Origin of the sequence: Hymenobacter profundi (genome assembly GCF_019334315.1) — a bacterium.
Lineage (GTDB): Bacteria > Bacteroidota > Bacteroidia > Cytophagales > Hymenobacteraceae > Hymenobacter > Hymenobacter profundi.
Window position 1 is genome coordinate 1 of record NZ_JAHWGL010000054.1, and the last position, 22,599, is coordinate 22,599.

Here is a 22,599-nt window from a genome sequence, read left to right on the forward strand (position 1 = left end):
CCTTGTCACGATAGAATGACAGACGTACCAACGACTCGTTCTCGCGTGAGAAGGTCCTTCGCAAGCTCAGGATGACAAGGAGGCGCAGCACGACAAGTACTTTCCTTTAGCGTTAATCATCTTAATTACTTATTCAAATTTCGTTTTGCCCTGCTCTACCTTCAGGTTCTTGGAGTTGCCGAAGGGCACAGGCACACGCACCAACACTGCTACCGGCTGGCCCTTGCGAGTGGCCGGCTGCCAGGCGGGCATAAGGGCCAACACGCGCAGGGCCTCGGCGTCGCAGGCGGGCGAGAGACTTTGCACCACGGTTGGGTTTTGCAGCTTGCCATCGGCCGCCACAGTGGCCTGTACCACCACATCGCCCGCCACGTTGCTGACGCGTGCCGCCTCCGGATACTTTACCTGTTGCTGAAAAAAAGCACTTAGGGCCTCGGTGCCGCCCGGAAACTGTGGGGCCACATCGGGGCGGTTAGCGGCGGGGGCGCGCTGAGCCTGCATCCGACCAGCGCGCAACTCAGTGGGCTGCTTGGCCGGCGGGGTAGGAGTTTGGGCCTGCGCCATAATACCCGCAAGAAACAGCAGGCAGATGAAGAACAGATGTTTCATAGCGGAGGGGTAGTCCAAAATATAGCTTCAGACCAGCGCACAAAGGTACGCTACCCCTCAACAACCTCTACACCGCAGGGTTCAATTCGCGAGTAGCGGCGGGCCGGGAAATTAGCAGGAGGCCGATAAACGTGAGGATACCGTTGAGTATCAGGATTTCAAAGCCAAACTCGTAGTCCCACCACGCTTTGGAATTGGCGTTGATAAACCACGTGACGAGAGGGGCCGCGAAGCACACGGGCAGTACCAGCCGGTCGTGCAGGCCGCGGCCGGTGAAGATACCGAAAGAGTAGAGTCCCAGTAGCGGCCCATAGGTGTAGCCCGCCGCCTTGAACACGGCCGTAATCACGCTTTGGTCGTTGATGGCCCGGAAAATCAGGATAATGACAATCAGCACCAGCGAGAAGCCAAAGTGCGTGAGCTGGCGCACCTGCTTCTGCTTGCGCTCGTCGTACTGCTTGATATCCAGCATATCCACGCAGAAGGAGGTCGTGAGGGCCGTCAGGGCCGAGTCGGCGGAGGCATAGGTGACGGCAATGATGCCCAGGATGAACACGACGCCCGCAAACAGGGAGAAATGGTTGGTAGCCAGCAGCGGAAACACGTTGTCGCCGATGACTTTGCCGGTAGCCGGGTTGGTGGGTAGGGCAATGCCCTTGGCTGCGGCAAACTGGTAGAGCAGCACGCCCAGCGACAGGAAAAACACGTTCACAATCACAATGGCAATCGTGAACCAGAACATATTTTTCTGCGCGTCTTGGAGGTTGCGGCAGCTCAGGTTCTTCTGCATCAGGTCTTGGTCGAGACCGGTCATCACGATGGTGATGAAGGCGCCCGAGGCGAATTGCTTCCAGAAAAACTTGTCGTCTTTGGGGTCGGAGAAGTAGATCTGCGACATGGCGCTTTCCTTCACCGTTTTCACCAAGCCAGCAAAACCCAGGTTCAGCTCGTCGGCCATCAGGTAGATGCTCACGCCCACGCACACCAGCATGGCCAGGGTTTGGAAGGTGTCAGTCCAGAGAATGGTTTTGAGGCCGCCGCGAAAGGTATACAGGTAAATCAGCAGAATGCTAACCGATACGGTAACGGCAAACGGCACGCCCAGCCCATCGAACACGGCAAATTGCAGCACGCCCGCCACCAGAAACAGCCGGAACGCCGCGCCTACCGCCCTGGAAATCAAGAAGAAAAAAGCGCCCGTTTTGTAGCTCCAAAACCCAAACCGCTGCTCCAGGTAGGTGTAGATAGACACCAACTGCAAGCGGTAGTAAAGTGGCATCAGCACGGTGCCAATTACCAAGTAACCTATCGTATAGCCCAGTACCACAGCCATGTAGCTCCAGGCCTGCCCCTGCACCATGCCCGGAATGGAGATGAACGTGACGCCCGACAGCGAGGTGCCAATCATGGCAAACGCCACCATGTACCAGGGGGCGTTGCGGTTGGCAATGAAAAACGACTCGCTAGTGGCCTTCTGCGATGTGAGGATCGAGATGATGACGAGCACCACGAAGTAGCCCGCAATCAGGCTCAGGATGAGGGTAGGGGACATGGACTTTAGCTGTTAGCTTTTGGCTGTTAGCTGATAGCGCCGATGTGAAGGTCGACAGCTACAACAAGAACCTCAAAGCTAACAGCTAACAGCCAAAAGCTAACAGCTACTCATCCTACTCATTGCCCAGTGTGCGCGTGCCGGCATAGTAATACAGCTCGGCCAGCGACTTTTCGTAGTTGGCGCGCATGCTTTCCTGCTTGAGACGCAGTTCAATGAGCTTGCTTTCGCGGGCGTTGATGAGGAAAATCGTGCTTTCGCCCAACTCAAACTTTTGCAGCTCAGCCTGCAGCAAAATCCGCTGATTGACAATGGCTTGCTCCTGCACGGCCAATTGACGTTCGTAGGCCTTGAGGGTATTGTACTTGGCGCTGACCTGGTTGGCAATCATGCGGCGGCTGTTCTGCTGCTCCAGCGTGGCATCCTGCACCTTGATGCGGGTTTGCCAGAGCTTGCCGCGCTCCTTGCGTAGGAACAGCGGGAAGGCAAAGTCTACCCCTACCTTGTAATTGTCGCGGCCGAAGTCGTAGTAGCCGGGCACCTCGGGGCGGTAGAAGTCGCCGCGACTGAGCAAATAGCCACTCACGTTCACGGTGGGCTTCAGCAACTCGCGGCGGTAGCGTACCTCCACGCCCAACTGCCGAATTTTGGCGTCGAGCTTGAGTAAGGTAGGATGGCGGTTGGCCGCAAAATCCTGGAGCTGCTCATACGTCAGACTGTCGACTGTGCGCATGGTAGGCAGCTGCGGCACAGCATAGGCGGGCAACTCCGCAGGTTGGCCGTCTTTGGTCCAAAGGTAATTCGATAAGAGCAAGCCAGCGTTCTGCTGCTCCACCTGCAACTGCGCGAATTGTACCAAGCGGTCCTGCACCGTAATCTGTGCCTCCACTGAGTCAATGGGGGCTTGGTCGCCCAGTTGGGCGCGGCGGCTGGTACCCTGGAAGCGGGTTTCGGCCAGCTCTACCCCCTCCTGAATGAGCAGCATTTGCTGGTAGTTGAAGTACCAGTTCCAGTACGCCTGCGTTGCCTCCAGCCAGATGGTGTTGATCTGCTTCACCTGATCGGCCTCGGCGGCGTCGACCATGATTTTGGCTTGGCGCAGCGTACTGCGGCGGGCGTCAATCAACAGGCCCTGCCCCAACGGCACCGACAGGCCGGCAATGGCCAGGCCGTTGAGCGGGGTGCGGTGCTCGGGATTCACGTAAGTGCCCACCATGCGGTCGTAGCCTACTTTTAGGTCGATACCGCCCGGCCAGATCGGGACCTTCAACTCGTTTGCCCAGTTGTTGTAGTAGTCGGTGCCGCCAAACAGCTTGCGGTCGAAGCCCGAGCCCAGCTTGGGGTCGAAGCCGCCGCGGGCCTGCTGCACCTGCGAGCGGGCATCTTCGCTGAGCAGCGCGGCCTGCTTCACCACGGGGTGGTAGGCAAACACCAGCTCTGCCAAATCTTGCAGCGAGAAAATACGGGCCGTATCTACGGGTGGCCGGTCCTGCGCTAGTTGTTTGGTTTGCAGGGGCGCAGGCTCCAGTCCCGGCGCCTGGGTAGGGAGGCGGGGCGTTTGGGCCAACGCGGCAAGGGTAGGCAGCAGGATAGCTAGGGGCGTGAGCCAACTAGTCAGCACAAAAAAACGCATCCTCATTTCCTACTTCTTTTCGACTTTTACAGGCGAGTCGGGTTGTGGCTCAGCCTGTAAGCTAGGTGGGAAGCCGTTGAGCTGTCGCCAGATTTCGTACCATACGGGCACCGAATCCAGAATTACCCAACCGTATACGCCCGAGCCCAGGCGTAGCTGGGTAGGCCACTTATGGTCGTCGTCGTTGCGGTGTTCGGGGTGAGGCTCGGGGCGCACCAGCAGGCGGTACTTGCCGTTGGTGCTGCTCACCACGTCAATCACCGTCACCACGCCGCCAAAGGTACCTACAGCCACCGAGGGCCAGCCCGAAAACTGCACTGCCGGCCAGCCATCAAACTGAATTCGCACCTGCCTGCCCCGCTGAATCAGCGGCACATCCATGGGACGCACATACAGCTCGGCGGCCAATACCGGCGCTTCGGGCTGCAACGTAGCAATAGACTCGCCTTCCTTGATGGTTTCGCCGATGCCCGCCTTGAGCGTACGCACCACGTAGCCGGTTTGCGGGGCGCGCACCACGTACAGGCCGCGGCGTACCTCTACGTTGGCAATCTTGTTGCGCAAGGAAGCCACTTCCCCCTCCGACGACGCCCGGCTCGACACAGCAGAGCTACGATCCGACAAGGTTTTAGCCAAGTCCTGCCCGTACTTGGCGCGCAGGTTACTCAACTCGATAATAGCATTCGCCAGCGATTGGCGGGAGTTCAGCAGCTTGTTGCGCTGGGCCGTTACCTTGGCTAGGTCTTCCTGTAATTTCAGGCGGCGCGTTTCAATGTCGGTGAGGGAAAACAAGCCGTTTTGGTAGCCATTCTCGTAGCGGGCCAGGCGGGCTTTGGCAATGTCATAGGAGTTGGTCACGGCCACCAGGTCGGCGCTGTCGCTGGCAACGTAGTTGCGGGCCTGTTCCACCTTGTTGCGGGCCGATTCCAGTTGCACGTTCAGGGTAGTGCGCAGGGCGGCTAGCTGCTGGTCGGTAGCTTCAATTTTGGCGGTATTGGCCGTCACGTTGCCGCGCTTGGCCGCCAGCTGTTCAGTTAGGCGTTCGGGCAGGTTAGGGTCAAAATACTCGTCTTTAATTTCAGAAATAGTTAGGATGGTATCGCCTTTACGCACAAACTGGCCCTCTCGCACGGCCCAGTGCTCTATACGGCCCGCAATCTGGTTTTGCACCGTTTGGGGGCGGTCTTGGGGGCGTAGGGTGGTAAGCGTGCCAGTGCCCTCAATGGTCTGGCGCCAGGGTAAGAACAGGATAATCAGGAAGATGATACCCACGGCCAGCATCACGCGGCCCAGCGTACGGCTGCCGTGCGGCACCAGTAGTTCTTTCTGAGAGCGTTGGGGCTGCTCCTGCCATACCGCCTCGTCTACGTTTTGGTTGGATAGGTTAAGCATGGGTTCCCTCCGTCTTTTTCTCGTCCATGGGTAGGTCGGTCACGGCGGCTAGTTTCTCTACCCCCGTTAGCATATCAAACACGGTACTCACGCCAGTCATTAGTTTTTCAATAGATCCGCTGATCTGCACAATCAGCACCTCGGCCGCCACGAACTGGCCCAGCGTCATCTGCCGCGACACCACGAACAGCGTGCCGGCAATCAGCAAGCCAGCCGTGAGCACCGTGCGCAGGGCCACGCCCCAACCATAGTAACTTTTCAGCACCCGGAAGTGGTCGTTGCGGGCGTTCAGGTAATCGGCCGTCAGCTCGTCGGTGCGCGTGAGGGCACGCTGCTGTTCTTCCTTGCTGTGCCGAAACTGGGGCAGCTCGCGGGCTACCTGCTCCAGCCAGTCCACTGTTTCGTACTTATGCGCTGATTCTTCAATGCTGGTGCGCAAGGCCCGGCGGTAATTCATGATGTAGATGAACACCAGCATAATGATGGTGAACAGCCCGAACGCAATAAAAATGGGGTGGTAAAAAGCCAGCACAATCACCCCAAACAGAATCTGAAAGCCCGCAAACATCAAGTCAATCAGAAACTTCGTGAGGCTTTTCTGCACCGTTAGAATGTCGAAAAAGCGGTTCACCAGCTCCGGCGGATTTTCACCTTCCAGCGCTTCCGGCTTGATGCGGGGTAGGCGATACGCAAACTCGATAGCGGCCTTCGCATACAGACGTTGCTCGATGGCCTCTACCAAGGTCATCTGCCCAATCAGCAAAATGCCGCCCAGTAGCACGCCCAGCACCACTACCCCAATCAGGATATAGGTAGAGCTGAACACGGCCCCCGTCGAAACGAGGTTAAACACGGCCTGGGTACCCAGGGGTAGGGTGAGGCCAATGAGGCCCGTTAGAATAGCAAAAAACAGAATGTAGCGAATCGTGTCGCGTTCTGTGTCGAGCATGCGCGTAAGGCGCTGCCAAGGGGTAGGAGGCGGGAGGCTGGTTGAATGAGACTTAGAAGCCATGGAAAAAATTAAGAAAAGAGCGGGCTACCTGAAAACACGTAGCTGGTGCGGCACATTCTCCGCATAGTTGGCTGCGCCGCAGCCGGCAATGGGTAGTCTATTTACAGCTGCTACCCAGCAGCTCATGTTTTACAGGCATTAGGTAGAAGCATGCTCACTTACGAATGCCAAATTTACGGTGCTTATTGGGAAAAGTCATATTAATTTGCATTAAAATGATATTAAAAGCTATGATTAATTATAAATATTGCATTTCCTGCTTAACTCATAAGGGTAGATTTTGAGAGTTGAGAAGCACGGCAATAAATAGCCTAAAGCCATTCCTGCCAGGGCATCACCTCGCCTACCGCGGGCGCATGCAGCTCGGCACGGAGCATGCCACCGGCCGCTATTTCTTCTAGCAGGCGCAGGGGTTCCGAAGCCGGCTCGTCGCTCAGGTCGAAGGTGCCGTAGTGCATGGGCACCACGTGGCCGGCGCGTACTATATTGGTGGCTTTGGCAGCCTCGTGGGGATTGGTATGACTCATCTCCATCATAAAGGGCGGCTTGTAGGCGCCAATGGGCATAAGCACAATGTCCAGGGGACCAAACTGCTTCTCAATGGCCTCAAAATGACCGGCAAGCGACGTGTCGCCGGCGAAATACAGGGTGCTGCCTCCGGGCATGCGAATGAGAAAGGACCCCCACAAGACCTTGTTTAGGTCGAATACTCCCCGGCGATGCCAGTGCGAAGCGGGCAGGTAGAAGATTTCCAGCGGCGCCTCGGGGCCCAGGTCGTACTGCTGCCACCAACCGGCCTCCTGCACCGCCAGGGTAGGGGCCATGCCGCGCAGCAGCGGTGCCATACTCAGGGCCGTCAGCACCTGCATCTGCGGGTTCTGGCGGGCCAGCAGCTTCACGGAGGCCTCGTCGAGGTGGTCGCGGTGGCCGTGGCTGAGCAGCAGGTAGTCGATGTTCGTCAGGTCCTCGGGGCGGCAGGGTAGGGGGTGGCGGCGTTGCAGCCCGAAGGAGGAAAACAACACCGGATCGGTGAGCAGCGTGACGCCGCCTACCCGCAGCACAAAGGAGGCGTGCCCCAGCCACACCAGCCCGTCCGTGTCACTGCGCAGAAACTCCGTGCAGTCTACCACTGCCGGCGCCCAGGTGTCGGCTTTCTTCTCCGCTTTCTGTGGGTTTTCGGTTAGAAATTTCCACCGAAATACGTTGGCAAAACTAGGTTCGTACAGCTCTTCGCCATTGCAGTATTCCCGGCCAATCATCTTATTGCCAGGGTATTTGGGTAGAACGGTCAGCAGCTTTTCGTTGCGATGATAGGTAGGGCGTGAGGACATGGGAGGAGGGTAGAGAAGGCAAGAGTAAACACAACCGCCGCGCCCCGGAATGTTCCCGGAGCGCGGCGGTGGAAGGTAAAGCGAAACGTCGAAGGCCTACGTCGCCTTTATTGAAGCCTTTATGTATCAGAAACCAAAGCCAGGACCATACAGCGGCGCGTAGCCCACGCCACTTGCCATACGCACCCCACCCGACACCGTCAGGTTTTCGGTGAGGCGGTAGTCGGCGCGCATGCTCATGCCCTGGCCCATGCTGCCAAAGCCCGCGTAGGGGTTAACAGTAGGCGACATATCTTTCCAGGCTGTGCCCGTGAGGGCCAGGCGCGGGCTTACGAGGTAGGTGCCGCCACCGTAGATAAGGTAGCGGTTGCTGACAGCGAAACGGTTGTTGTTGAATAATGCATCAGCAGTAGTCGAGGCCCCGGTCGGCGAGGTGTAGTAGGCCGGATTGATGAACGTACGCATGTACGTCATGCCGCCGAACACGAAAAAACGCTTGCCCAACTGATGCGTCACCCGCGGGCTGATGTGCATGGCCGAGCCCAACCCACCCGCGAAGGTCGTACCGATATTTAGCTGATAGGAAGTGCGGTTGGCCTGTAAGCCGATCAGAGGTGCTTCTACCTCGGCGGCCATCGGAACCACCATAGGCGTTTGGGCCAGCAGTGGGCCAGCCGATAGAAAAGCTATAGCGAAGGGTAGGGTACGTAGCATGGATAGTAGAAGGGAAAGCCCGTATGTTTAGTTTCGACAAGATACGCAACCGCGGTGCAAACCGGCGAATATTTTACGCAAAACAGGCCGCCACGCGTAGCATGACGGCCTGTTTCTCAAGTAAGTAGCCAAAGGTAAGCGGGCAAATCCCTTCGGTTTATGGGAAGATGCCAAGTGCTTGGTAGCTCACGCCAATCTTCTCAATGGCCGCGTAGAAGGCCGCCGTGCGCAGATCTGTAATGCCTGGCACCTCGTCCATCACCGCCCGAATTTCACGGTAAGCGGTAATCATAGTGTCTTCCAGTCCCGAATGCACTAGGTCAATTTCGTCGGCCCCGTGGATGATGAGGGCACGTTCCCGCTCGCTCACCGTTTTGCCGGTGGTTTGCTCAATGGTCATCACCAGGCGCTTCAGCGAGGCTTCTTCAGCCCGCTTGCCCATGCGCCCAAAGCGCACATTCGACAGGTTTTTCAGCCACTCGAAGTAGGAAACCGTCACGCCACCGGCGTTTAGATAGAGGTCGGGTAGGATAACTACGCCACGTTCCAGCAGAATCTTTTCGGCCTCCTGGGTGGTAGGGCCGTTGGCACCTTCGGCAATTATCTTGGCCTTGATATTCTTGGCATTGCCCTCGTGAATCTGGTTTTCCAGCGCGGCCGGCAGCAGCACGTCGCACTCGTATTCCAGCAGTTGCAACGAGTCCTCGAAGTTCTTCGCATCAGGATGGAAATCGAGGATAGAGCCCGTAACGGAGCGGTGCTTGAACACTTCCTCCACATCTAGGCCTGCCGGGTTGTATAAGCCGCCTTCGCGCTCGGCAATGCCCACAATCAGGGCACCTTCGCGCTGGCAGAAATGCGCGGCGTGGTAGCCCACGTTGCCCAAGCCCTGCACGATGATGCGTTTGCCTGCCATGCCGCTGGTCATGCCTAGCTTTTTCAGCAGCGGCTCATCTTCGAGCAACTCCCGTATGCCATAGAAAATACCTAGGCCCGTGGCTTCCGTCCTGCCCCTGATGCCGCCCTGGCCCACGGGCTTACCCGTTACGCAGCCCAGCGCGCTGGTGTCGCCATACTTAAAGGTGAGGTAAGTATCGGCAATCCAGGCCATTTCGCGGCTGCTGGTACCATAATCGGGTGCTGGCACATCCATGCCTGGTCCAATCAAGTTCTTTTTAATCAGTTCACTGGCATAGCGGCGCGTCACGCGCTCCAGCGTTTGCACGGAGCTAGTACGCGGGTTGATCTTCACACCACCTTTGGCACCACCAAACGGCACGTCTACCAAGGCGCACTTAAAGGTCATGAGCGTGGCCAGTGCCATCACTTCTTCCTCGTCCACGTGGATGCTGTAGCGAATACCACCCTTGCTGGGCAGCTTGTGGTGGCTATGCTGCACCCGAATGCCCTCGAACACCTGCACGTGCCCGTCTACCTCCACCGGGAAGTTTACTTTATAGATGCTGTTGCAGGTCCGAATCTGGCTTATAATGCCAGGATCGAGCTTCGAGAAGCTCGCCGCGTGGTCGTAGAAGTGCAGGACGCTTTCGTAAAAGTCCTTGCCCTTCACCAAGTGGTTGCTCATGGTAAGTGTGAGTTGGTGGGAAGATAAATAAGAAGACAGTATACCCGCAAACGGCCGATCAGCACCTTGCGTTGTGTGGCTGCCCGGCGCAAAGGTCGGGAGTTGCCGGATATAGGCAATCATAGTGCGGTTCAGCGCTTCCGACACGAATAGTTTCTCCCAAAGGAATCAAGAAGCCAGTAATTGAAGAAACCGGCTGGGGTTTGCACTAAATAGTTAAATTGTATTTAAATACAAGTAATCGGCTATAAATTATTTTTTATGGAATATTAATTGAATATTTTTAAGCTGATTGCCAGGGATAAGATGCATTATTTTGTTGGTAAAATACTATAAATGTACTTTTTGGTGAAGTTGGTATGACACAACGTATATTTTGTTGTTCGCTTTTAAGTATCTGTATGTTAGCTGCCACTGGGAACGCACATCCCCAGCCCTGGCTACCGGCAGACGAAGCAGAAAAAACCTCGCTTGTGGTGCCAGGCAATCAGACCGGGCTCACAGCGCTGTACTTCAACAGCAGTACGCTGGCGGGCAAACCAGTGCTCCAACGCCGCGATGCTGCCCCCAACTTTGATTGGGGCAAAGATGCAGCGGCCCCCACCATATCAGCCGACTACTTCTCGGTGCGGTGGCTGGGCTGGCTTATAGCCCCTACCACCGGCTCCTACTCGTTTTCTGTACGTGCCGACGAGCGAGTGCGATTGTGGATAGGGGGGCAAAAGGTGCTCGACACCTGGGACGGTACTGGCCAGCTACAGCCACCGGCCTATATAACGCTGGCCGCCGGCGAAACCACAACAGTGAAGATGGAATACCACAGTGAAGAAGGCAACGCGCACGTGCAGCTGCAATGGCTACCTCCTGGCCAGGCACGGCAGGCTATTCCAGGCCAATTTTTTTCTTCGGAGAGCGGTGATGTTGTAGCCGCAACGGCACCGGGCACCGGCGCCAAGCAGCAGAATGCCGCTGCCAAACGCAAGCCAGCCCCCGCTACGACTCAGCCAGCAAAGACGGCCCAAGCTAAAGCCGTGCCTACCACCATGCCGGCTCCCGCAGAGCTAGCAGGTATATTCACGCTGAAAGCTCGCACCACCGGTCAGCCACTGGCCGTTGCCGATGAGCACCAGCCTAGTACCGATGCGGCAGCGGCTGCGCACTGGCGTATCGAGCCAGCCGGCCAAGGCTACTACCGGATAGCAGTGCAAGGTGGCACTAAAGTGTTGGAGGTGCTAGGTAGCTCGTCTTCCAACGGTGCTGCCCTCAACCTATGGCCTTACTACAGTGGCAATAATCAGCTGTGGCAAATTAAGGAGGTAGGCGACGGCTACTACACGCTGGTGGCTAAGCATAGCCGGAAAGCCCTCACGGCCAAAGCGCCTGCCGAGGGTGGCGTACAGCAGTGGCGTGCAAACGGCCACGAAGACCAACAGTGGCGGCTGGATCCCGTGAAAGAGAAGGTAACCCAACCGGCTACCACCAGCACACCGCTTATGGGCAATGGTACCTACAACGTGAGCTTGTCGCCTAACCCTGCCAACAGCCTCTCACAACTGCGCTACCAACTGCCGGATGCTATACCAGTGGGCTGGGTACTCTACGATGCGCGTGGTATTGTGGTGCGTACCTCCGATTACCGCCGGACAATCAGCGGTGTGCATCAGCAAACGCTAATGTTATCGGCCTTACCCAACGGTAATTACCAATTGCACCTCACTGTGGGGACCATCACCACCACTCAACCTATCCTGGTGCGCCATCCATTGGCCGAAACACAAGCTCAAGCTGAATAAGCAGCCCAAGAAAAGGCCAACTGGCTACAATCGTAGCTGGGTAGCAGAAGTAGGGTAGCGTTTCACTGGATGTTATCTAGCTTGTATGAGCCATCTGCCGCTGGAATAGGTATAGCATCATATTATTAAATAAGCTATATCAAGCATATTTGTGATTAATAGTAAAATTATAAGCATTGTATTGTAATATGCTACTTTGGCTTGGTTTTTATTGTGTTTGATAAGCTTTGAAATAGACGTAACAGAGGTAGTATTTATTAATAAAATACTATTTTAACCAAATTCCGTACATTCTTCTCCTATGATGCGACACTTACTCTACTGTTCCTTGGTGGGGATGCACCTGTTTAGCCATACCGAAGGTGCGTTTGCTTCTGCTAAAGGAGCGCCAGGCAAAGAATTTCAGCAGTTGGTAGCGCCAGCGCAAAACGGAACGCCGGGCCTCACGGGGTGGTATTTCGGTAACAGCACGCTGGCTGGTAAACCCATCCGCCAGCAGCAGGACGCCGCACCCAATTTCCAGTGGGGAAAAGACGCACCAGCCCCTACCATACCAGCCGATTATTTCTCGGTACGTTGGGAAGGCTTCCTGACGGCTCCTACCACTGGCTCCTACTCGTTTGCCGTGCGCGCTGGGGAACAAGTGCGGTTGTGGATCAACGGACAGAAAATTCTGGATACTTGGGATGGCCAGAGCCTCACCGAGTCGGATATTTACGTGAACCTGGCCGCTGGCGAATCAACGCCGATTAAGCTGGAATATCACAGCGAAGAAGGCGATGCGCACGTGCAGTTGCAGTGGACATCGCCGAAGCAAGCACGCCAGGCTATTCCGGCTGAAGCCTTCTCGGCCGAAGGATTTGTGATGGCCGCTGCTCCGGCGCCCGCACCAGCAGTAGCGCAACCAAAAGTAGCAGTAGAAGCTCCTAAGCAAACTGTAGCGCGTAAATCTGGCATGCGCCTACCCAAAGGCGCCGTAGCCGCTCCAGCGGTAGCCTCCATGTCGGGAGTATATCGTTTGAAGGCCCGCAACGATGGCCAAACGCTGGCCGTGGCAGAGCAGCAAGCGACCAGCAAAGTCGCCGCCGATGCCGCTGCCCCCGAATGGATGATTGAGTCGGCAGGCAATGGCTACTACCGTGTGTTTGTGCAGGGTAGCAACAAAGCACTGGAAGTGCTCGGCAACTCCTCTTCTAACGGGGCCGCCCTCGACCTATGGCCTGCCTATAAGAGCGACAACCAGCTGTGGCTGATTCACGAGGCGGAAGATGGCTACTACTCGCTGGTGGCCAAGCACAGCAGCAAAGCCCTAACTGCGAAAGAAACGTCGGAAGGTGGTTTGCAGCAGTGGCGCTACAATGGCGGCGCCGATCAGCAGTGGAAACTGGAGCCCGTAGTGGGTGCCAAGGTTAGCACCAAAGCTACCCCGCTCGTGGGTAATGGCGATTATAAAGTGCACGTGTACCCCAACCCCTCCAATGGCATCTCACAGCTACGCTATCAGCTGCCTGGCAATATGCCCGTGGGCTGGGTGCTTTACGATACCCGCGGCGTGGCAGTGCGCTCTTCCGACGCTCGCCAATTGACCGACGGGGTGCATAACCAGACGCTGCCCTTCCTGGAACTACCCAACGGTAACTACCAACTGCACCTCACGGTGAATGGCGTAACCACCACGCAGCCCGTCATGATTCGTCATCCCAAAGCAGAGCCCCAGGGCGAAGCACGGGTCCAAACAGCAGAACCGATGCAAATTGTACAGATGCAGGCTAGCCGGTAAGTCTAATAGTCCGCAAACGCTTGGAGGGGTAGCAATGGTCACAATATGCGTGACCATTGCTACCCCTCCAAGCGTTTGCGGACTGCTGGGTTTTATTGAAGTTGTTTAGAGAATCGTGTGCCGGTCCGATGCCGTAGGCGTCCAACCGGCACACGATTCGTGCGGAAGTCCGAATAAAGAAAAATGAACGTCATGCTTGATCTGGCGTCCGCTTGCCAAAGCATAACCGGCAGATTCTAGCGCCCATTTCTGATTTGGAAACAGGTCTATTAGCTGTAGTAATCTACTAACTGAGTAGCAAGGCGTGCGGGTGCAAATTGCGTGTGGGCGTATTGGTAGCCCTGTTCCCGCATGTGATTCGCATGTGCTGAATCGGTCAGGACTTTCTCTATAGCGTGCGCGAGCTGCTCAGGACTAGTGGGGTCTATATAGCACGAGGCTGGCCCTCCTGCTTCTGGTAGAGCAGAAGTGGAGGAAGCAATAACAGGCGTTTTGCACAACAGTGCCTCGGCTATGGGTAGCCCAAATCCCTCGTACAGTGAAGGGTAGATGAGAGCCGAAGCCCCTTGGTACAGCGCCTGGAGTTGCCGAATATCCACTACGTTTTCCAACCAATACACTACATCTTCCAAATTTGCTTGACTTAGTAGCTGTTGCAACTGCTGTTTATGACGCTTCCCCTTACCCACCAAAACAAGCGGTACCCGCAAATCGACTGGCAAGTGTTGGTAAGCGCGAAGCAGTGTGGCAATATTCTTACGGGGCTCTAAGCTTCCTACCCCTAAGACATAAGGCGTTGTTACGCCCAATTGTGCCACCGTGCGAGCCGCCTGTTCAGTGGGTTGCCGCTGATAGTATACAGGGTCACAGGCTTGATAAATGACTTTGATTTTGTCTGGCTCTACCCGGTAATACTCTATCAAATCACGCTTCGTATGCTCGCTGATAGCAACTATTTTAGCCGCGTGCCGACAGCTGTAACGTACCTTCTGGTCGTAGATAATGCGCTCTACAGCACCGTACCACTCCGGATGAACTTTGGAAATGACATCGTGCATGGTGACCACGCCTGGAATGCCCGCACGCGTAAGGCCTACGGGTAATTCGTGGCTTAGCCCGTGGTATAGTTCAATACCGTCTCGTTTCAATTGTTTTACTACGCCGTAGCTGCGCCACAAGGATCGGAAGAAGGCACTGGGGGGCACAAACGTGGTATACTGAGTGCTTTCCAGAAAGGGTTGTGTTGCTGGATGTTGCCGGATGGCAGGCGTGTATAAATGGTAATCGTGTTCGGGATGAAAACGCGCCACATCCTGCACCAGAGTCCGGCTGTAGTTTCCTAAGCCAGTAAAATTGCCAAACAGGCGTTTTGCATCATATCCAATCCGCATACCGCAGGGGAAAAAGACTAGGATAGCAACACGCTTACTATCCATGAAAATACAGGCAGCGTACGCTTTCCTGGTAAGTGTTAGACGTTGTAGCTGCTTATTTGGCTTTGCTACCCAGCCACGCGTTGCGGTAGGCTTTCATCTTCTTCGTGACGGTGCGCTTGTCGGCTTCGTAGGGTAGGACCTCCAAGATAGGATCTTCGGTGAGGGTTAGTTGAGCAGTGCGCTGTTGCCCCCGCGAACGGTACACTACTGGCACCACGTCGCCGGGCTTGTGGCGGGCCAGCAGGGCGCCGTAGGCCGTACGGTTGGCAACGGGCTGACCATCCAATTTCGTGATGACGTCCTCGCGGTCGAGGCCGGCTTGGTAGAGCGGACTACCTATCAGAGGAGTAACTGGGATAGTGAGTGTGCTATCAGTGTTGAACGACAGCCGATTGGCGCCCAGGCTGGCTTGGCCGGCGTGGGCTTTGCGCACCAAGAGGCCAGCCGGAGCCAGCAGCTTTTCAAAATTAGGCAGGGTATGCCCGTAGATATGCTGGCGGAAAAACTGTCCGGCAAAAGCCGTATCGCGGGCTACTTCGCCCAGCACGCGTTGTAGGTCGGCGGTGGTGTAGGGGCGGGCAGGGGCATAGTTCTGCTGTTTGCTGCCATACTGCTGCCACAGCGCCCGCATATAGGTGTCGAGGTCGGTTTTGTGGTCCTGGCGCAGCATCATATCCAACGCCAAGGCATTAGCCGCCCCAATGTAGTAGTAGGAGAGGTAGGTGTTTGCCCGGTTGTTGGGGTCGATGCTAACGGCGGCATCCACAAAGGGTGCCTGTTGGCTCATGTATACCGGCGAGTAGCGCGCCGCTCCGGGCGAGTTTAGCATGGCATTCACCACACCCGACAGGGCCTCGTCGCAATACTGCTGGTCGGTGCTGAAGGCACCGGAGCGGCGCAGGAGTAAGTCGCCGTAGTACTGCGTAAAGCCCTCGGCAAACCACAGGTTACTGCTCATATTGGCCTGTTCAAAATTGAACGGCTCCAGGTCCTGCGGGCGCAGGCGCTCCACGTTCCAGCTATGGAAAAACTCGTGCGACACCGTGCCCAGGTTATCCAATGCTCCCTGCCCGCGCAATGGACGGTTGCTGGTGAGCGAAGTGGAGTTGCGGTGCTCCATACCGTCGCCGCTGGTTTGAGGCAAGTAGTTGGCAATGAAGGTATAGCGACCAAAATCGTAGTCCGGCAGCGTGCCGAACACGGCGGCGGCTTCCTTCACTACGCCTTTAGTTTTGGTTACAAAATCATCTAGTTCGGCGGCGGTGCCATCATGCAGTACCTGCATTTCAATGGTCTTGCCTTGCTCCTGCCAGCTGCGCACCTGCTGTGCCCCCAGGGAGGTAGGCGAATCCATGAGGTACTGCAAATGAGGCGCATAGTAGGTGTTGCCGGTTGGCTCAAGACGCAGCTGAGTAGCGGCTTTCCAGTCAGCGGGCGCGTCAAACTTCACTTCTACCGGGCGTTGCTCCAGGCCTCGGGCAAACGCCAGGGTAGCGGGCATGTTCAGGTGGGCGTGGCGCCAGTCGATGCCGGCGTAGGTGCCATCGGTCCGGTCGCCGAACAGGGTATAGGTGAACGTGACGGTGCCATCGTGGCCGGCCACATCCCAGCCGTAGGGGTCGGGGTGGGTCACGGTCAGCGGCTGGCCTTTGGAGTTGGTGGCGCGCACATCGTACACGTTCTTAGCAAACTCGTGCAAGGCGTAGCGTCCCGGCGAGGAGCGAGCCATCCGTACCTGCAAGGGTGTAGTAGGTAGGTTGGTAAACGTAGCGGTTACCTGGGCTTCGTGATGCACGGCATTGGGGAAAGCCACCGTGTAGCGCACGGGGGGCGAGGTAGTTTGAGCCGCCGCAGGCTGGCACAGCGCCAGCGGAAAAGCCAGTGCCAGAAGAAGAGTAACGTGTTTTTGCATGAACGAATAGTCAGGAGTGGAGATAGTAAAAGTAAGCGTTCCGCTCAGAACGGCGCTTTCTCAATCAGCAACCGGCTCCGAAAATACCGTTGCCTCCATCATCCGCCCAAAGAAGAAGGCCTTATGTTGTGGCCGCAGCCCCACCTGCGCCAGTGCCTCGTGTACAGAGGGTAGGGCCCGGGCTGAAATACCCGTAGTGAGCTGAAAGAAGCGGTACATTAAAGCCAGCAGCCCGTGGTGCCACCAGCGGGTAGGGGTCGTGAAATCGGCAAGCAGCCAGGGCGCGCCGGAGCGCCGGACTGCGTTAAGCTGTTGCACTACCCGCTGCAACTGGTTGGGTGCAAACAGGTCGAGAAAGAAAAAGGTGAGTACCACGTCAAACTGCTCCGCTGGACGCAATGCGGCTTCAGTGCCCAGCCGAAATTCAACTTGTATGGCCCGCTGCGGCTGATGGCGGTGTTGCCACGCGCGGGCCTGCGCCAGCATCTGGCTTGAGGCCTCTAGGTAGAGCACGTGGGCCTGCGGACACTGCCGCCAGATGTCACCCAGAATCCAGCCCGTGCCGCCCCCGATGATGATTACCCGCGGCGTGCCCACTGGAAGCCCCGCCAGAGCTGCTTGCTGGGTGCGGCGCAATGCCCTACCAAATACCAGCTGCGCCAGCGCATCATAAAACGGCGCCACGTAATCGAAGCCTTTCAGAAGGGTAGAGGTTGAAGGTGAAAGAAGGCGGTTTCCGACCAACGATTGGCGAGTACCCGTATCTACAATAAGCTATGGGCAATGCCAAGGGCTACCCTGTAAAGATGGCTCGAAGAAGCGTTACTATCTTCGATAGAGTTTAATTCTGTTTGAATGACTACTTCACTCCGGCGCCTGCTGGCAGGCATTACGCTGTTTATCACCGAGTTTACGCTCACGCTGGGGTTGGGCGCGCTGGGCACTGTGGCGTTTCTGGCGATTGGGCGCGAGGTGTTCAACGAGCACGCTGCACCCTTCGACGAGGCCGCTTTCCGCTGGACGCGCGACTTATTTGGCCCTACCCACCAGCAGTGGGTGGAGGTGCTGACGTTTTTCGCCTCGCGCAACTTCATTGTGGCAGCGGCGCTGGGGCTGATTGGGTATTTTCTGTTGGTGCGGCGGCATCGGTGGTATTCGTTGCTGGTGCCGGTGGTGGCCCTGGGCAGCATCACGCTCAACCTGCTACTCAAGAATTTTTACCACCGCCCGCGGCCATTGCTGCCGCTGGTGTCGGCCTCGGGCCTGAGCTTTCCCAGCGGCCACGCCATGATTTCGGCTTCTTTCTACGGCTTACTGATTTACCTGACCTACACCCACATGGCGCGCCCTACCCTACGCTGGGGGTTGATGACGGGATTAGCGCTACTGATTTTGCTTATCGGCCTTACTCGCGTGTACCTGCGCGTGCACTACGCCACCGATGTGCTGGCGGGCTACGCAGCCGGTATTGTGTGGCTGCTTGTTGCCATTCCCTTGCTGAAACGCTTGGAAAAAATTGTAAAAAAGCGCTTTAAACATGATCCGCAACTCGCTGAAAAACAGCTTATGTGATGCAAAAACACGGTTTTTGAGGAATTATTTTGAAGAAAATGTTGCGCAAAGCAAATTCACCGTTGTATCTTTGCACCATCAAACGACCACCAACAGGGCGGTTTTCTGATAAACGTGTTGCGCTTGTGGCGAAATTGGTAGACGCGCTGTCTTCAGGCGGCAGTTCCGCAAGGTGTGAGAGTTCGAGTCTCTCCGAGCGCACTGAAAGCCGACCCCTCACCGGGTCGGCTTTTTTGTTTTTAGGCCAGACTGATTGTGCCTTCAAAGTATCAACTACGGCAAGTGGTGCGTAGGATAGGCCATATGAGAAAACGTCTGCATAAGCGCCTAACTACGCTGGCCGAGCTGATTACGTTGGAAGTGGCCCTGGCTGGGTTGTTCTTTCTACTAGCCTTCGGAGTGTTTTTTTACCTCACGCGCATCGTGTTTGTGCAGCATTCCGCTGCGTTTGACGATTGGGCGTTTGCTCAGCTGGATGCCTTGCGGGCGGCCGCGCCGTGGCTCACAGCCTGTGTACGCGGCATCACGTTTTTCGCCTCTATGCCCTTTTTGGTAGCAGCTGCGCTGCTTATACCGGGCTTTTTGCTGTGGCGGCAACAGCGGCGCGAGGCCCTGATGGTCTTTCTGGCCGTGGTAGGTGCTACAGTGTTCAACCAATTGCTGAAGCTCCATTTCCAGCGCACTCGCCCCGGTTCGGCCTTAATTCCGCAGCCAGGCCTGAGCTTTCCCAGCGGCCACGCCATGATTGGCAGTTCCTTGTACGCGGCGCTGGCATGGCTGGCGTGGCGCCACGGTCAGCGCGGCCTTGCCGTGGGGCTTTTGGTATGGGCCGCCCTCATTGGCCTCACGCGTGTGTACCTGCATGTGCACTATGCCACTGATGTGACGGCCGGTTTTGCAGCGGGCGTAGTCTGGATGCTTGTTCTGCGTATTATCCTGCGCTGGCGCAAAGGGCTGGGGCAGCCTGGGTAGGAAGAAAAAGGCGTAAAAAAGCCACCCAGATATGTGTTCGGGGTGGCTTTCGCTTCTAAAACGGCAGCGCCGTTCATTTACATAGTGGTAGCACCTGTGGTACCAGCTGTGCCGACGGTGGTAGTAGCCGTGCCAGTTGTAGTAGTGCCAGCCGTGGTGCCGGTGGTAGCGCCGTTCATGGTACCGCTGCTGCCAGTAGACATGCCAGCAGTGGTAGTAGCTGCGCCAGCATCCGACATGGTGGAAGTGCCGTCAGATGGCATCGTCGACATGGTAGTATCGGCATTCATGCCCGTATCCGAGTTCATGGTCGGGTTGGAATCCATTGCGCCGCCGGCAGTAGTCGAGGTGTCGGTAGTAGTTGAATCGTTGCCACAGCTAGAGAGCGACAGGGTAGCAGCAGTAAGAGCCGCGGCAGCGAAAAAGAATGAGCGTTTCATGAAAAGAAAGTTTCTGGTGAAAGAGTAGATGATAGCGGGTAACAAAACTAAGTGGCCTACAACGGCCGGTAGTCTGGCAGGTTGCAAAGCGCTGGCTTTTGTAGCCGTGCAAATCCGTAATCTTAACGGCTGGCAGGTAATTCGGTTACTCATTTGAAGTACATAATTACTTCATTATGAATTTGTTGTTGAGCTACGTGCCGTGAAAATACGTTTCCTGCCTATTCTAAGAGCATTATCGGCGTTTCAGCCAGTAGCTTTACAACTTCCTCTGCACCATGCGGAGTAATTTATTTTCGCCCATGTCCTACTCTCTGCTTTTGTTTGATTACGATGGTACGCTCTGCAACTCAGAGGCGGCTATCCTTCATAGTCTGCACCAAGTATTTACACATTACCAAGTGCCGGTGCCGCCTCAAGCCGAGCTGGAGCGGGTGGTAGGACTGGGCCTACCCTCGCCCGACGCCCTACAGGCATTGCACCCGCAATTGGCCGGGGCCGAGTTAGCGGCGTGGCTGCTCACCTATCGGAGCATCTATACCAACGAGGGAGAAGAGTTGGTAAAGCCGTTTGCGGGCGCCCGTGAGGTGCTGGCTGCGGCCCGTGCCCGAAACATTGCCGTAGCCGTAGTAAGCAACAAAGGCGCTGTTACGTTGGAAACTTCCCTAACGCGCCTGGGCCTGCGCGCCGATGTGCAACTGCTCGTCGGCGATGGCAGCTACCCCGACCAGCAACTGCCTCTAAAGCCTAGCCCCGTGCTCTACGAGCAAGTTGTGCGGCCCTACTTCGCGCCGGTGCTGCCCGCCGCTACCCTCATGATTGGCGATACGGCCGCCGACCTGCTGTTTGCCCGGAACTGCGGTATCGACGCCTGCTGGGCGCGCTACGGCTTCGGCGACGCCGACGCGTGCCGGGCCTTGGAACCCAAGCACCAGATTGACAGCCTGCGCGACGTGCTGGGCCTGATGGTGCGTGAGAAAGCGAAGTAACGAAACCAGTCCGTTTCCTCTTGTTGCGTTCATCACTGCCTGCATTCTGACTGATGCCTCTACCCGAAGAAAGTGCGCTGGAAGTAGCCGTAGTGCGCGGACAGTCGGTGCTGACGACGTGCCGCAGCGTACAGCCGCTCAAGATTTTGCAGCCTCGTTCTGCCGCTCGGGCCTGCTACGCGGTGCTGTCGAACTACGGCGGCGGTTTGGTTTCCGGCGATGCCATTCGGCTGCGGGTGAGGGTAGGGGAGGAAGCACAGCTGTTTTTGGGTACCCAGGCCAACACCAGAGTATACAAGGCAGTAGATACGCAGGAAACCCTGCAACATACCACCGGCGCCCTAGCCGAAAACGCGCTGGCGGTGGTGTTTCCCGACCCCTTGGTGCCCCAGGCCGGCAGCCGCTACCGCCAGCTACAGCACTGGCAACTGCAAGCCGGCGCCGTGCTCCTATTGGCCGACTGGTTTCACGCCGGCCGCACCGACAGCGGCGAGCGGTTCGCCTTCACGTCGTTGCACACAGAACTACGGGTAGAGCGACTGGGCAAGCTGGTGCTGCTGGACCGCTTTCAGTTTCGGCCTGGGGAGCACATTGCTGCCTCACCCGCGCATTTCGGTCCCTATCAGACCATGCTCTTGCTCTACCTGGTAGGCCCACCCAACAACCCGCGTTTCCAACGGCTAGCCGAGACGTTGCTGGCCCAACAACTGCCCGAGCGCCGCGACCCGCATTTCACGCTGGCGGCCCGTTCTTCTGTAATCTCCGTGGCACCAGCCCGCGAAGACGTGTACGTGCTGCGCGCCTTGGGTCTAAGTCGGGCCGACTTGCAGCCGCTTTGCGAGGAAATAATGCGCGTGCTGGCCTCCCCGGAGCTGCTGGGCTTCAACCCGTGGACGAGGAAGTTTTGAGGAGGTGAAGTAGTGAACTATGCACGTGTAGAGACGCATATTTGCGTCTCATCGCATGCGCCGTGTGGACGAAATCGTTCAACGATGAGACGCAAGTATGCGTCTCTACATCCTTTTCAACGGCTCACCCGCCCCTAGCAGAACCAGCACGTATACGTAGCAACAGTCCAGCCTTGTCTGGATTTCTGTTTCTTCGCCTTTCTCCATGCCCGATTTCCCTACCCCTTTCTACCGTTGGCCCTACCTGATGCGGCAGCGGTGGAGCCAACTGCTATTTGCGCACTGGCCGGTAGCGCCGGAAATACTGCGACCCTACCTGCCGCTGCGCCTAGAGCTGGATCTGTTTGAGGGGCAGGCGTGGTTGGGCGTAGTGCCGTTCACCATGAGCAACATCCGGCCGTTGGGGCTACCCGCCGTGCCAGGCTTCAACCACCTACATGAGCTGAACGTGCGCACTTACGCTACCCTCGATGGGGTGCCGGGCGTGTGGTTCCTTTCCCTTGATGCCACCCAGCCGCTGGGCGTGTGGGCGGCCCGTACGCTGTTTCACCTGCCCTACCTCCACGCTCGGATGCGCCTCACGCAGCAGGGCAACACGCTCCAAGCGGTGGCCGAGCGCACCCACGCCGGCACCGTGCCCGCCATGTTTGCCGCCACCTGGACGGTAGGAGCACCACTGCCGACCTCACAGCCGGGTTCCCTGGCACATTTTCTCACCGAGCGCTACTACCTCTACACCGCCGGCCCCGATCTGATGGCAGATATTCACGGCCCCAACCTGTGGCGCGGCCAACTGCTGCACGCGCCTTGGCCACTCCGCGAGGCTACGATAAATAGCTGGCAGTCAACGGTAGTGGAAAGCCACGGCCTTCCTACCCCTACCGGCCAGCCGGTGCTCTACGCCGCCGACCCGCTCGACGTGTGGGTGCAGACACTCCGGCGGGTGTAGCTGAAAAGGCTTCCGCGCAA

General features: G+C 57.0%; 19 protein-coding genes and 1 tRNA gene. 8 read left to right on the plus strand and 12 right to left on the minus strand.

Annotated features, from left to right (window positions below; genetic code table 11):
• Positions 1-129: 129 nt before the first annotated feature.
• From KYK14_RS13115 to KYK14_RS13150, 8 genes are all read right to left on the minus strand, one after another.
• Positions 130-609, minus strand: coding sequence for an energy transducer TonB (locus KYK14_RS13115; RefSeq protein ID WP_219159392.1), 480 nt, complete (start codon positions 607-609; stop codon positions 130-132).
• Positions 610-676: 67 nt separating this feature from the next.
• Entirely contained in the window at positions 677-2,161 is a 1,485-nt protein-coding gene (locus KYK14_RS13120; protein WP_219159394.1) for a sodium:solute symporter, read from the minus strand.
• A gap of 115 nt (positions 2,162-2,276) precedes the next feature.
• Positions 2,277-3,782: a TolC family protein gene (locus tag KYK14_RS13125; RefSeq protein ID WP_343217100.1), complete on the minus strand. Its 1,506-nt coding sequence runs from the start codon at positions 3,780-3,782 to the stop codon at positions 2,277-2,279.
• Positions 3,783-3,803: 21 nt separating this feature from the next.
• Positions 3,804-5,186, minus strand: coding sequence for an HlyD family secretion protein (locus tag KYK14_RS13130; RefSeq protein ID WP_185280800.1), 1,383 nt, complete (start codon positions 5,184-5,186; stop codon positions 3,804-3,806).
• A complete protein-coding gene (locus KYK14_RS13135; RefSeq protein ID WP_185280799.1) occupies positions 5,179-6,198 on the minus strand; it encodes an ABC transporter transmembrane domain-containing protein in 1,020 nt (339 codons plus the stop codon). The genes KYK14_RS13130 and KYK14_RS13135 overlap by 8 nt, the downstream gene beginning before the upstream one ends.
• 311 nt (positions 6,199-6,509) lie before the next feature.
• Complete coding sequence (locus KYK14_RS13140; RefSeq protein WP_219159398.1) at positions 6,510-7,529, minus strand: MBL fold metallo-hydrolase; 1,020 nt, start codon at positions 7,527-7,529, stop codon at positions 6,510-6,512.
• Positions 7,530-7,655: 126 nt separating this feature from the next.
• On the minus strand, positions 7,656-8,243 hold the full coding sequence (locus KYK14_RS13145) for a hypothetical protein (RefSeq protein ID WP_219159400.1): 588 nt from the start codon (positions 8,241-8,243) through the stop codon (positions 7,656-7,658).
• A gap of 157 nt (positions 8,244-8,400) precedes the next feature.
• The gene (locus tag KYK14_RS13150) at positions 8,401-9,828 is read right to left on the minus strand and encodes a Glu/Leu/Phe/Val family dehydrogenase (RefSeq protein ID WP_219159441.1); all 1,428 of its coding nucleotides are present in this window, start codon (positions 9,826-9,828) and stop codon (positions 8,401-8,403) included.
• Positions 9,829-10,304: 476 nt separating this feature from the next.
• Between KYK14_RS13150 and KYK14_RS13155 the strand changes: the two genes are divergently transcribed.
• On the plus strand, positions 10,305-11,621 hold the full coding sequence (locus KYK14_RS13155; RefSeq protein ID WP_219159402.1) for a PA14 domain-containing protein: 1,317 nt from the start codon (positions 10,305-10,307) through the stop codon (positions 11,619-11,621).
• A gap of 301 nt (positions 11,622-11,922) precedes the next feature.
• Complete coding sequence (locus KYK14_RS13160) at positions 11,923-13,401, plus strand: PA14 domain-containing protein (RefSeq protein WP_219159404.1); 1,479 nt, start codon at positions 11,923-11,925, stop codon at positions 13,399-13,401.
• Positions 13,402-13,670: 269 nt separating this feature from the next.
• Here the strand turns inward: KYK14_RS13160 and KYK14_RS13165 are convergent, their stop codons facing one another.
• The 3 genes from KYK14_RS13165 to KYK14_RS13175 are packed head-to-tail and all read right to left on the minus strand — an operon-like array spanning position 13,671 to position 17,493.
• Positions 13,671-14,837 (minus strand): glycosyltransferase family 4 protein, encoded by a 1,167-nt coding sequence (locus tag KYK14_RS13165; RefSeq protein ID WP_219159406.1) that lies wholly within the window; start codon positions 14,835-14,837, stop codon positions 13,671-13,673.
• A gap of 52 nt (positions 14,838-14,889) precedes the next feature.
• Positions 14,890-16,749 carry a M61 family metallopeptidase gene (locus KYK14_RS13170; RefSeq protein WP_219159408.1) on the minus strand — a complete coding sequence of 620 codons (1,860 nt, stop codon included), beginning with the start codon at positions 16,747-16,749 and terminating at the stop codon, positions 14,890-14,892.
• A 60-nt stretch (positions 16,750-16,809) separates the two neighbouring features.
• Positions 16,810-17,493 (minus strand): class I SAM-dependent methyltransferase, encoded by a 684-nt coding sequence (locus KYK14_RS13175; protein ID WP_219159410.1) that lies wholly within the window; start codon positions 17,491-17,493, stop codon positions 16,810-16,812.
• A gap of 111 nt (positions 17,494-17,604) precedes the next feature.
• Between KYK14_RS13175 and KYK14_RS13180 the strand changes: the two genes are divergently transcribed.
• The 3 genes from KYK14_RS13180 (at position 17,605) to KYK14_RS13190 (ending at position 19,293) form a co-directional block, all read left to right on the plus strand.
• Positions 17,605-18,321 (plus strand): phosphatase PAP2 family protein, encoded by a 717-nt coding sequence (locus tag KYK14_RS13180; RefSeq protein ID WP_219159412.1) that lies wholly within the window; start codon positions 17,605-17,607, stop codon positions 18,319-18,321.
• 119 nt (positions 18,322-18,440) lie between these two features.
• Positions 18,441-18,522 (plus strand) — tRNA-Leu (locus KYK14_RS13185).
• A gap of 102 nt (positions 18,523-18,624) precedes the next feature.
• Positions 18,625-19,293: a phosphatase PAP2 family protein gene (locus KYK14_RS13190; RefSeq protein ID WP_219159414.1), complete on the plus strand. Its 669-nt coding sequence runs from the start codon at positions 18,625-18,627 to the stop codon at positions 19,291-19,293.
• A 77-nt stretch (positions 19,294-19,370) separates the two neighbouring features.
• On the opposite strand, the gene KYK14_RS13195 is transcribed toward KYK14_RS13190, so the two are convergent.
• Positions 19,371-19,733, minus strand: a complete 363-nt coding sequence (locus KYK14_RS13195) for a hypothetical protein (protein ID WP_219159416.1) — start codon at positions 19,731-19,733, stop codon at positions 19,371-19,373.
• 302 nt (positions 19,734-20,035) lie between these two features.
• Here KYK14_RS13195 and KYK14_RS13200 point away from each other — a divergent pair, with 302 nt between their 5' ends.
• The 3 genes from KYK14_RS13200 (at position 20,036) to KYK14_RS13210 (ending at position 22,579) form a co-directional block, all read left to right on the plus strand.
• The gene (locus KYK14_RS13200) at positions 20,036-20,722 is read left to right on the plus strand and encodes an HAD family hydrolase (RefSeq protein ID WP_185280788.1); all 687 of its coding nucleotides are present in this window, start codon (positions 20,036-20,038) and stop codon (positions 20,720-20,722) included.
• Positions 20,723-20,775: 53 nt separating this feature from the next.
• The gene (locus tag KYK14_RS13205) at positions 20,776-21,630 is read left to right on the plus strand and encodes an urease accessory protein UreD (RefSeq protein ID WP_219159418.1); all 855 of its coding nucleotides are present in this window, start codon (positions 20,776-20,778) and stop codon (positions 21,628-21,630) included.
• 205 nt (positions 21,631-21,835) lie between these two features.
• Complete coding sequence (locus KYK14_RS13210) at positions 21,836-22,579, plus strand: YqjF family protein (RefSeq protein ID WP_219159420.1); 744 nt, start codon at positions 21,836-21,838, stop codon at positions 22,577-22,579.
• Positions 22,580-22,599: the final 20 nt, after the last annotated feature.

Bases quoted from the DNA above. Each gene is read 5' to 3' on its own strand.
- KYK14_RS13115 (WP_219159392.1), bottom strand. From the start codon at position 609: ATGAAACATCTGTTCTTCATCTGCCTGCTGTTTCTTGCGGGTATTATG.
- KYK14_RS13120 (WP_219159394.1), bottom strand. From the start codon at position 2,161: ATGTCCCCTACCCTCATCCTGAGCCTGATTGCGGGCTACTTCGTGGTG.
- KYK14_RS13130 (WP_185280800.1), bottom strand. From the start codon at position 5,186: ATGCTTAACCTATCCAACCAAAACGTAGACGAGGCGGTATGGCAGGAG.
- KYK14_RS13135 (WP_185280799.1), bottom strand. From the start codon at position 6,198: ATGGCTTCTAAGTCTCATTCAACCAGCCTCCCGCCTCCTACCCCTTGG.
- KYK14_RS13140 (WP_219159398.1), bottom strand. From the start codon at position 7,529: ATGTCCTCACGCCCTACCTATCATCGCAACGAAAAGCTGCTGACCGTT.
- KYK14_RS13145 (WP_219159400.1), bottom strand. From the start codon at position 8,243: ATGCTACGTACCCTACCCTTCGCTATAGCTTTTCTATCGGCTGGCCCA.
- KYK14_RS13150 (WP_219159441.1), bottom strand. From the start codon at position 9,828: ATGAGCAACCACTTGGTGAAGGGCAAGGACTTTTACGAAAGCGTCCTG.
- KYK14_RS13160 (WP_219159404.1), top strand. From the start codon at position 11,923: ATGATGCGACACTTACTCTACTGTTCCTTGGTGGGGATGCACCTGTTT.
- KYK14_RS13165 (WP_219159406.1), bottom strand. From the start codon at position 14,837: ATGGATAGTAAGCGTGTTGCTATCCTAGTCTTTTTCCCCTGCGGTATG.
- KYK14_RS13170 (WP_219159408.1), bottom strand. From the start codon at position 16,749: ATGCAAAAACACGTTACTCTTCTTCTGGCACTGGCTTTTCCGCTGGCG.
- KYK14_RS13180 (WP_219159412.1), top strand. From the start codon at position 17,605: ATGACTACTTCACTCCGGCGCCTGCTGGCAGGCATTACGCTGTTTATC.
- KYK14_RS13190 (WP_219159414.1), top strand. From the start codon at position 18,625: ATGAGAAAACGTCTGCATAAGCGCCTAACTACGCTGGCCGAGCTGATT.
- KYK14_RS13195 (WP_219159416.1), bottom strand. From the start codon at position 19,733: ATGAAACGCTCATTCTTTTTCGCTGCCGCGGCTCTTACTGCTGCTACC.
- KYK14_RS13200 (WP_185280788.1), top strand. From the start codon at position 20,036: ATGTCCTACTCTCTGCTTTTGTTTGATTACGATGGTACGCTCTGCAAC.
- KYK14_RS13205 (WP_219159418.1), top strand. From the start codon at position 20,776: ATGCCTCTACCCGAAGAAAGTGCGCTGGAAGTAGCCGTAGTGCGCGGA.
- KYK14_RS13210 (WP_219159420.1), top strand. From the start codon at position 21,836: ATGCCCGATTTCCCTACCCCTTTCTACCGTTGGCCCTACCTGATGCGG.